Source organism: Syntrophomonas sp. UBA5494 (assembly GCF_002426325.1).
In genome coordinates this window covers 4926-12764 of the sequence record NZ_DIPG01000015.1, presented here as the reverse complement: position 1 = coordinate 12764, position 7839 = coordinate 4926, and the positions used below count along the sequence as shown (strand labels likewise).

Here is a 7839-nt window from a genome sequence, read left to right as displayed (position 1 = left end):
GGGTTTTCCAATTTAGAGCAGGCTATCAGGAGCAGCCAGATAAATCGCATCAAAATGGAGGTCATAGAATTTTACCAGGGTTTTGAAAGTCTGGCCCGGCACCGCGAAGCCCGCAAAATAGTTGCAGTCTAATCAACCAAGTTACGGTATAATGAAGGGCAGAAAGATATCGGAGGCGTAGCAAATGAAACTGCGATTTCTAGGAGCTGCCCGTAGTGTAACCGGCTCATTTTTTGTCATCGAAACAGGAGAAACCAGATTCGCAGTAGACTGCGGAATGTTTCAAGGGCCGAGAACCCTGCAGGAACGAAATTATCAAGAATTCACCGTTAACCCCAAATCTATCGACTTCGTGATCGCCACTCATGCTCATATCGATCATATCGGACTTATCCCCAAACTGTATAAACAAGGCTTTGAAGGCTTGGTGTATTGCAGTCATGCCACAGAAGAGCTTGCCCAGATCCTGCTGCCGGATTCGGGCTACATTCAAGAGTCTGAAGTGGAGCGCAAGAACCGCAAGCTAAGCCGGGCTGGTAAACCCCCCATCGAGCCAATTTATACCGTTGATGAGGCGCTCAAATGCCTCAAGCATTTCCGCTCCATAAACCAGGATGAAATCATCGATGTTGCTCCCGGGGTGCAGGTGCGGCTGCGCGATGCCGGGCATATACTGGGTGCTTGCATCGTGGAATTATGGATAGAAGAAGACGGCAAGCGCCTTAAACTAGTGTTTAGCGGTGATTTAGGCAATTCCAAACAGCCTATCGTCAAAGATCCCAGCACCATTGAAAATGGTGATTATATCATTCTGGAATCCACTTATGGCAGTCGTTTTCATCCTCAATTGAGCAGCCGCAGTGAGGCCCTTTTGGAGGTCATCAATAAGGCCGTAGCCAAAGGCGGCAACCTGGTCATTCCCGCGTTCGCCGTGGAGAGAACCCAGGATCTGCTTTACGATTTATTTCTGTTGAATGTGCAAGGCAAATTGGATCCGGAGATTATCGTGTATATTGACAGCCCGTTGGCTATCGCAGCCACCGAGATATTTCAGAAGCACATCGAATTTTACGATGATGTAACCCGTCAATACGTTGAGGAAAACAGCAACCAGCATCCTTTGAAACTAATAAACCTCAAATATACAAAAACCCAGGAAGAATCGATGGGCATAAACGCCCGCCAGGGGAAAACCATCATTATATCAGCCAGTGGCATGTGCGAAGCGGGGCGCATCAAGCACCACCTGAAAAACAACCTGTGGCGCCCGGAAGCCACCGTCTTATTTGTGGGTTATCAGGCCGAAGGCACCCTGGGTAAACGGATCCTCAGCGGCGAGAAGATAGTAACCATTCACGGGGAAAAGGTGGCGGTCAAAGCCGACATCGAATTTATAGAGGCCTATTCGGCCCATGCCGATAAAAACGGCCTGACCAGCTGGGTGCAGAATTTCGTAACCCCACCCAAGGGAATTTTTCTGGTGCATGGAGAAGATGAATCCCTGAACTCTCTGGCCGAGTACTTCCGCACCGAAATGAACCTGCCGGTTTATATTCCACAGTGGCTGGATGAGTTTACCTTGGGCGCGACCGAGCACCTGGAAGCCAAGATGGAGTACCGCGAAGGTGCTGTTCCACAGGCTTTGCAAGCCGAGCAGGCCTATCTGGCTTTATCGCTAAAGCTGCATGACATGTTTAAGGAGAACTGGAAAGAGGGACGTTACGATAGAATCATGAAGTCTATTCAGGAAATTGAACAGCAGCTCAACCGGCAGGGTTTTTAATCAAATATAAGTATGGCAGGCTGCTGTTTTAGGCGGTTGATTTCCCGATAAAATGGCAATCAGTATCCGTCAAGGTTGGAAAGCTGCAAAATTTCTCTGCATTTAAATTTCATTCTGATTGAACGCCATTTATGGACGTCAATGCTTGTTAATCACAAAATTACTTGCCTTGTTAGAGCTTGGAATATAATGTTATAATGCCTTTACCTGCTGGTTGGAGGAATGTTCTATATGGCTGACAAATCTGCCTTTCTGGAGATGATGCGCTGGGGCAATGTTAATGTACCCGGCATTATTTTTGAGTATTCCAAGGAATTAGATCTCACTACCGATGACATAGGGATCCTGACCACCATCTTATATGCCTACCAACAGGGCAAACCACTTTACCATACCGGGGTGGAAATAGGCAAAATGCTGCAAGTATGCCCATGCCTGAGCAAACAGAAACTGACCCGCAAACTGTCCCGGTTAGAAAAGCTCGGTATCATTGCGCTTTCGGAGCCCGGCAAGGGAACGGTCGATAAGACCGTTTATATCGAGCCTTTAATGGACAAGCTGGAGAGCCTTATGATTCGCGACCACCCCCAATTATCGGTGCAAGGCGAGAAAGCCGTGCCGGCCGGGGTCAAAGTGGTTATAAAGGAGTATCAAGATCAAATCGAGCAGCTGCAACTGCAGTTGCAGGAACAACAGCTGCAGACCTCTCCAAATTCGGTCAATCAGGCTGATTTTAAAAAGGTGGCTGATTTCATTGCCGAGAAAACCGGCAGCCTGATCAGTCCCACCATGGTATCAGAACTGCGGCGCTGGCTGGGCGATATGGCTTTAAAGCCCGAACTGCTCTTATGCATGCTGGAGCTGTGTTTTGAACGCAACATTAAGAATCCTCGGGAAATCAGTCACATTGCCACTGACATAAAGAAATATGCCATCAGCAGTTTGGATGGCATGGAAATATACTTCAGCCGGTTTGTGGATCGCAACAATGGGCCCGCGCAGCGTAATCAGGCTTTTGATCCCGACCTCCTGGAATTTGGCACTTTTACCGGTATCGATATGGGAGCTGAGGCCAGGCGCCGCATTTATCAGAAATGGCGCTATGATTGGGGCTTTTCACATGCCATGATCATGAAAGCCGGTGAGATCATGTGCCAGCGCACCAAAAGCGGGGGCTTGGAATATGTAGATAGTGTTTTGTCAAACTGGATGAGCAAAGAAATACGCCAATTGGAGGAAGTGGACGCGGAGATGCGCAGTTTCAAGCTATCGAAGCAGAAAACACGGGCGGGCGGTGACGGCGCAACCCCTGGCAATAAAACCAAACCGGCTGTAGATTATGAAATTTATATACCACCCAATGCCGAGGAAATCAAAACTAAGGTATAATTAAAAACGGGGAGCATCCCCGTTTTATATTTAGGATGGTGACTTATGCCCGTTAGTATCCGCCAACAACTATCAGATGAAATGATGTTTGACCTGGAGAGCGAGAAAAGGGTTTTGTCTTCAATGCTTCACTCTGAAGAGGCCTGCATTGAGGCTCAAAACAGCCTCACCACGGCGGACTTTTATTCACCCAAACATGCCACTATTTTCGAGTTGACCGGTATCCTATTCGCCCGCGAAATAAGACCTACTTATGTGGAGGTTCTCAAAGAAGGACACTCCCTGGGTCTGTTGAAGAGCACCCGGGATATAGAAGAACTCAAGCATATTGTCGAACACTACATTGATGACGAAAATATAAAATACTGGATCAAAAGGGTGCGGGACAAAGCCAGGGTGCGCAAGTTTGTGGAGTTTTTAAAGAACAGCATGGAACTGCTGCAGAGTGAGAGCGATCAGGAAGTGGAGCAGCTGTTGATGGAGGCCGAAGAAAAGCTTACCAACCTGACCGCACTGGAAATCGATGATCGTGTTGACACCCCCGAGGATATGGCCAGCCTGGGCTATGATGAAGTGGAAAGGCGTTTCCTGCGTTACCGGGAGATACAGGAGGTTCACAAAGGGGTTATACCCTTGGATGGTTTGACCACTGGATTCGACAGTCTTAACCGTATCACCCTGGGGTATAAGCCGGGCGACCTGATCATCTTGGGGGCTCAGACCGGTCATGGTAAAACCGCGTTTGCATTGCATACCGCAAAAGCGGTGGCAGTTGATCAGGGCATGAGCATGCTCTATTTAAATACTGAAATGAGCCGCCAGCAGATCGCTCTGCGCTGGGGGTCGATTTTGTCCTCGATCGATCATGACCGCATCCGCATCGGAGATATCAATGAAAATGAATTGTCTATCATCTTAAACGGTTATTCGCGATTGCGCGGCAGCGGTTTTTATTCTTATCCCTGTCCCAATTTGACCCCGGAAAAAACCATATCCATTGCGCGCAAATTCAAAACGCAAAAGAAGATCGACCTGATGATTATCGATTATATCGGGCGTATGGAGAAGCATGACCCGCGCTTGCAGGAATGGCAGATGTTGGAACAGATTGTCAAAACCCAGAAAATGCTGGCCCAGAACCTGCAGGTTGCGGTGATGTGTCTGGTGCAGCTGAATCCGGACGGCACTCTGCAAGGCGCCAAGCGGATGAAAAACGAAAGCGACCTAATGCTGAAGTTAAGTCCGATACCCCGGGAAGACCTGGCTGAGGATGAGGAACTGAAAAAGTACGTCAATCCCAATTACTACATATCCATTGAAAAAAACCGGGATGGCCGCAGCGGGGTGCGCATACCCATTCAATTCGACTTGCAGAAGCAAACCATGAAGGATGCCGAAAGGATGGCCAGGTGATGCCAACCAACGCTGAATGGAAATTGCTTTATGATGATACTGCTACAACAATTATGGATTTATTTATAACTGGCAGGATCGATAGCGGGGAATTACACTTCCTGCTCAACCTGTTGGAAACGGTGATAATCAAGCGGGAGCAGCGGGAATTGATTAACCTGTTAAAAAAATGGCAGCCCAGGGCAGACTGTAACGAAGTCGACGATATTATAAAAGCTACTCTATTAGCTGTAGATTTTAAAGACCAGAGCAATTTGGAGCACAATCTGCTTATTTTGCGGGATCTGATCAACCTGGGTGAATAGCCTTTTGCATGGGAGGTAACACAATATGGCAGGACATTGGTTTTGTGAGCAGAATACCCCGGGGTATTCGGTACAATGGAAGGTTCTCCAGCAACTCCATCAAGAGACCACACCATTCCAGGAATTGACGATTGCCGAATTGGCGGAATGGGGGCGCACCCTCATACTGGACGGAGCGGTGCAGTATACGGAGAAGGATGAATTCGTTTACCACGAAATGATAGCCCATGTACCGTTGATGAGCCACCCTCATCCTCAGCAGGTGCTGATTATAGGCGGAGGAGACGGGGGTACCCTGAGGGAGGTTTTGAAGCACCCGCAGGTGGCCCGAGTAGATATGGTGGAGATTGACCGCCGGGTTGTGGAAATATGCAAGGCATACCTGCCCGGGGTAGCCAGCGGTTTTGAGGATCCCCGGACCAGGCTCCATATTGATGACGGCATTAATTACGTTCGTGAAACCGGGCAGAAATACGATGTGATTCTGATCGATTCCTCCGATCCGGTGGGGCCGGCTATTCAGCTATACAGCCGCTCCTTTTATCTGGATATTTACAATGCCCTGGCTGACGACGGCATGCTGGCGGTACAATCCGAATCACCGCTGTACTACGGGCAGATATTTGACACCGTTGTCGCCAACCTGAAAGACATATTTCCCATAACCCGGGTTTATCTGGCCACTGTGCCCACTTATGTCAGCGGGCCCTGGTCTTTCACGGCCGCCAGCAAAACTTATGATCCCTTGCAAATAGCTGATGACACAGCCATTATCAATGGTTTAAAATATTACAATAAACATGTTCATCGAGCGGCATTCGCTTTGCCGCAGTTTATACTGGAGAGACTGGGGTAGTACGGTAGATAAACCGGTTCATAAACCTGGTCTTGGTGAGAAGGTCGGAAGGATTGTTGCAGGCTGCATAAATCAATCAGGTTTAGAGTATGGTGTTTCTTGACGGGCCAACCGAAAGAAACACCTGTGTTTTTAACTCGGAATACATCGCAGTAAGCGCGCCGCATGAAACGGGCCTAAAGCCCCGGAGAATATTTCAATGTGTCAAGATCATGGGTTAGGCGAAATGAGTTATTGATAGAAGCAAGGTGTAATATAATAACAAATGGAGGTTTGGCGATGGACGACTTTATCGCCCGCCAGGCCAGGCCGCAGATATTCAATCTCAAGCCATATGTGCCGGGCAAACCAATTGAAGAAGTAAAGCGGGAGCTGGGGCTTACCGATGTTATTAAAATGGCATCCAATGAGAACCCGCTGGGACCGGCGCCGTTGGCCAAACAGGCAATTATTGAACATCTGGGTGATATGCATATTTATCCGGACAGCAGCTACCGCGACCTTAAAGCCAAACTGGCCCTAAGGCTGCAGGTGGATGCTGACTGCGTGGCAGTGGGCAACGGTTCTGATGAGATCCTCAAGATGCTGGCGGAAGCCTTTTTGAATCCGGGCGACGAGGTCATACTGCCGCATCCCACCTTTTCGGAATATGAATTCGTGAGCACGGTGATGGGGGCCAAATGCATCCAGGTTCCTTTGCTGAACAACACCCATGACTTAAAGGCCATGCTGGAATGCGTCAGCCCTAGAACCAAGATCATATTCATATGCAATCCCAACAATCCTACCGGCACCATGGTGACGGGGGAAGCGTTGAGCGGATTCATAAACCGGCTTTCCCGGGATGTGCTGCTGGTGATTGACGAGGCTTACAGCGAGTATGTGGAAAGCCCGGAGTATAGGAGCGCCCAGGCGTTATTGGAGAAAAGGCCGCAAACCATCGTTTTACGAACCTTTTCCAAGCTGTACGGTTTGGCCGCCCTGCGCCTGGGATATGGCATCAGCAGCCCCGCGATAATCTCAACCCTGGAAAGGGTCAGAGAGCCTTTCAATATCAATAGCCTGGCGCAGTATGCCGGCATGGCAGCACTGGATGATGCCGAACATATTGCCGAAAGCCTCAGATTGAATCGCTGCGGCAAAGCCTATTTATACCAGGCCCTGGCTGGTTTGGGGCTGGAATACACTCCTACCGAGGCCAATTTTATATTTATTGACACCGGACGGGATGCCGGAATGGTTTTTCGGGGAATGCTCAAAAAAGGGGTCATTATACGCAGCTGCGAAAGCTTTGGATGCCCTACCTCGATTCGGGTAACCGTAGGGACCCCGGAGCAAAACCAGCGTTTTATCAAAGCTTTGCAATCGGTTTTACAGGAAATTGAGGGATGACGAAAACTTATGGTATTTTTCAGCAAGCATTATACTGAAGCTGGAGTTGCAGTGCAGCTGCAGGCGGTTATTGACGATGCCTTAAAAGACATCACCGGTCCGCCGGTTATCCTGTGCATCGGGTCAGACCGTCATGTTCTGGATTGTTTTGGGCCGTTGACCGGTTCCATGCTGAATCAGGCCGGTATTTCGGTTCCGGTGTATGGGGATCTGGATCACCCCCTGCACGCCTCCAATATACCCCGGGAACTCCGGCTGATACAGGAGGCTCATCATGACCGCTTTGAAATCGCCATCGACGCCTCAGTAGGGACTGAGGTCGAAATCGGCACGATAAAAGTCCGGCGGGGTCCGGTATTGCCGGCTAAAGCGGTCGGCAAGCGCCTGCCAGCCGTTGGAGAGCTGGCCATCACCGGGGTAGTTGGGGTCAGACAGAATCAGCGCACGGCCCGCCCCATCACATATGGTTCACTGGCCCATGTATACCATATGGCCTACCTGGTCAGCCAGGCTTTGATCCATTGGGATGCCACCAGATGCGGGAACAAGTGGAGTTAATTGTTATTTACATAAAAAGTTAACCTGTGTTATCATTCATTTGAATCAATACCCGGCCAAGCTGCGGTATTGCGGGTTATGTCTCTCCATCCGCCCGGGTGGGAGGCTTTTTTGTATATTGCCAAAGGGTTAAGGAGGATTAG

General features: G+C 49.3%; 7 protein-coding genes. All 7 read left to right on the top strand.

Going from position 1 to position 7839, the window contains the following annotated elements:
* The first annotated feature begins 184 nt into the window (after positions 1 to 184).
* The 7 genes from B3W37_RS01960 (at position 185) to yyaC (ending at position 7696) form a co-directional block, all read left to right on the top strand.
* The gene (locus B3W37_RS01960) at positions 185 to 1783 is read left to right on the top strand and encodes an MBL fold metallo-hydrolase RNA specificity domain-containing protein (RefSeq protein WP_483170546.1); all 1599 of its coding nucleotides are present in this window, start codon (positions 185 to 187) and stop codon (positions 1781 to 1783) included.
* A gap of 231 nt (positions 1784 to 2014) precedes the next feature.
* Positions 2015 to 3172: a DnaD domain protein gene (locus B3W37_RS01955; RefSeq protein ID WP_483170545.1), complete on the top strand. Its 1158-nt coding sequence runs from the start codon at positions 2015 to 2017 to the stop codon at positions 3170 to 3172.
* Between the two features lie 45 nt (positions 3173 to 3217).
* Positions 3218 to 4585, top strand: a complete 1368-nt coding sequence (locus B3W37_RS01950) for a replicative DNA helicase (RefSeq protein WP_483170544.1) — start codon at positions 3218 to 3220, stop codon at positions 4583 to 4585.
* Positions 4585 to 4890 carry a hypothetical protein gene (locus B3W37_RS01945; protein ID WP_483170543.1) on the top strand — a complete coding sequence of 102 codons (306 nt, stop codon included), beginning with the start codon at positions 4585 to 4587 and terminating at the stop codon, positions 4888 to 4890. Before B3W37_RS01950 ends, B3W37_RS01945 begins: the two co-directional genes overlap by 1 nt.
* Positions 4891 to 4915: 25 nt before the next feature.
* The gene (speE, locus tag B3W37_RS01940; RefSeq protein WP_483170542.1) at positions 4916 to 5746 is read left to right on the top strand and encodes a polyamine aminopropyltransferase; all 831 of its coding nucleotides are present in this window, start codon (positions 4916 to 4918) and stop codon (positions 5744 to 5746) included.
* 279 nt (positions 5747 to 6025) lie between these two features.
* Positions 6026 to 7138: a histidinol-phosphate transaminase gene (hisC, locus tag B3W37_RS01935; RefSeq protein WP_483174617.1), complete on the top strand. Its 1113-nt coding sequence runs from the start codon at positions 6026 to 6028 to the stop codon at positions 7136 to 7138.
* 9 nt (positions 7139 to 7147) lie between these two features.
* Positions 7148 to 7696 carry a spore protease YyaC gene (yyaC, locus tag B3W37_RS01930; protein ID WP_481038671.1) on the top strand — a complete coding sequence of 183 codons (549 nt, stop codon included), beginning with the start codon at positions 7148 to 7150 and terminating at the stop codon, positions 7694 to 7696.
* The last annotated feature ends 143 nt before the right edge of the window (positions 7697 to 7839 follow it).